This is a genomic window from Pseudomonas sp. PS02303 (assembly GCF_029959925.1).
Classification (GTDB): domain Bacteria; phylum Pseudomonadota; class Gammaproteobacteria; order Pseudomonadales; family Pseudomonadaceae; genus Aquipseudomonas; species Aquipseudomonas mandelii.
This window is the reverse complement of record NZ_JASCOM010000502.1, coordinates 1-1725: the sequence shown is the minus strand read 5'-3', so window position 1 is coordinate 1725 and position 1725 is coordinate 1. Positions and strand designations below refer to the sequence as shown.

Sequence of the window (1725 nt, the reverse complement as noted above, 5' to 3'; positions counted from 1 at the left end):
CGCGAAGGCGGCGGGCCAATCAGCATCTATGTTGAATGACACCGCGCCTTCGCGAGCAGGCTCGCTCCCACATTGGAAAGTGTTTCAGGTGCTCCATATTCTGGGTGGGACCGCTTCCCTGCCGAGCAACGCAGGTCTCAGCAACCGCCACAAATCAATCATCCAGCCCCGCGCCAACAGCGCCTCACTGGCCAGACACCGAGCCACCAGAAGCCCCGGCAATTGCGTCAGATCCCCGCGCACTTCATTGGGCAGCGAGCGACAGGTTTCCAGCAGTTCGCTATCGATCTCACCCGTGACCAGCAACGTCGCAAACACCGGCTGCCCATCCAGGCCAATCGGCGAGTCGAGCAGCCCGTCATCCCCGACAATGCGCTGGCGTTCGTGCCAGAGCAACCGGCCGTCGCGGCGGATGTCCAGTTGCGCCTGAAAATGCCCGAGGTCGAAGCGCTCGCCACTGGCCGGGCGACCCAGCGCCACGACGTCCCAGTAAAACAGCCGGGCGTCGCCCTCCAGATCAATCGAGGTGCTGAGTTCGGCCTGAGCGTCACTGAAGATAATCGTCTCTTGCGGCAGCCATTCCAGTGTCGCACCGCACGCCACTTTCAACGTCAGCTGCTGATAGGCGGGCCCCGCCGCGCGATACCATTTGGCAGCGCCCGGGCTGGTGATTTGCGCCCAGGCATCCGGGCCGACGCTGGCCGAGATGTCCAGTCGATCACCGCCTGCGATGCCGCCCGGCGGATGAACGATGATGTGCTGGCACACTTGCGGCCCTTCGGCATACAGGTGCTTCTGCACCCGCAGCGGGCCTTTATGCCGGCGCTGGACCGGGCGCGTGCTGTCGCCGAACCGGGCGTAGCCCAATTCCAGCTCGGCATGCCAGCTCGGGGTAAACAGGGCAGTGGGGAGAGGTAAGTTCATGTCTTCTAGTTATCGTCAGGACGCTTCAGATTAGATCGTAACCAGACCGCGTACACCCTCGGCTTCCATATTTTCGCCGCGACCTTGCTGCACGATCTCGCCGCGGGACATCACCAGGTACTGGTCAGCCAGTTCGGCGGCGAAATCGTAGAACTGCTCGACCAGCAGAATCGCCATGTCGCCCCGGGCCGCGAGCTTCTTGATCACCACGCCGATCTCCTTGATCACCGACGGCTGGATGCCTTCGGTGGGCTCATCGAGAATCAACAGCCGTGGACGGCTGGCCAGTGCGCGACCAATCGCCAATTGCTGCTGTTGGCCGCCGGACAAGTCACCGCCACGCCGTTGCTTCATTTGCAGCAATACCGGGAACAGCTCGTAGATGAAGGCCGGCACTTCCTTGGCCTCAGAACCAGGAAATCGCGAAAGGCCCATCAGCAGGTTTTCTTCCACGGTCAGGCGGCCGAAAATTTCGCGGCCCTGAGGCACATAGGCGATCCCGGCATGCACCCGCTGGTGCGGCTTGAACGTGGTGATCGGTTTGCCTTCCCAGTTCACCGCGCCTTCCTTGGCCGGCAGCAAACCCATCAGGCATTTGAGCAGGGTGGTCTTGCCCACGCCGTTGCGCCCCAGCAGGCACGTCACTTCACCGACCTTCACGTCAAACGTCAGGCCCCGCAGGATGTGGCTACCACCGTAATACTGGTGCAGTTTGTCGACTTGCAGCATCTTCAAATTCCCCTCAAATCCCCTGTAGGAGCGAGGCTTGCCCGCGAAGGGGGCCTGGAGGCCGCCAAAAGC

General features: G+C 62.2%; 2 protein-coding genes. Both read right to left on the bottom strand.

The features are described 5' to 3' along the window. Nucleotides 1-84: 84 nt before the first annotated feature. Entirely contained in the window at nucleotides 85-924 is an 840-nt protein-coding gene (locus tag QMX98_RS34490; protein ID WP_282412076.1) for an urease accessory protein UreD, read from the bottom strand. Between the two features lie 30 nt (nucleotides 925-954). Beyond that, nucleotides 955-1653, bottom strand: a complete 699-nt coding sequence (urtE, locus tag QMX98_RS34485; RefSeq protein ID WP_077748951.1) for an urea ABC transporter ATP-binding subunit UrtE — start codon at nucleotides 1651-1653, stop codon at nucleotides 955-957. Nucleotides 1654-1725: the final 72 nt, after the last annotated feature.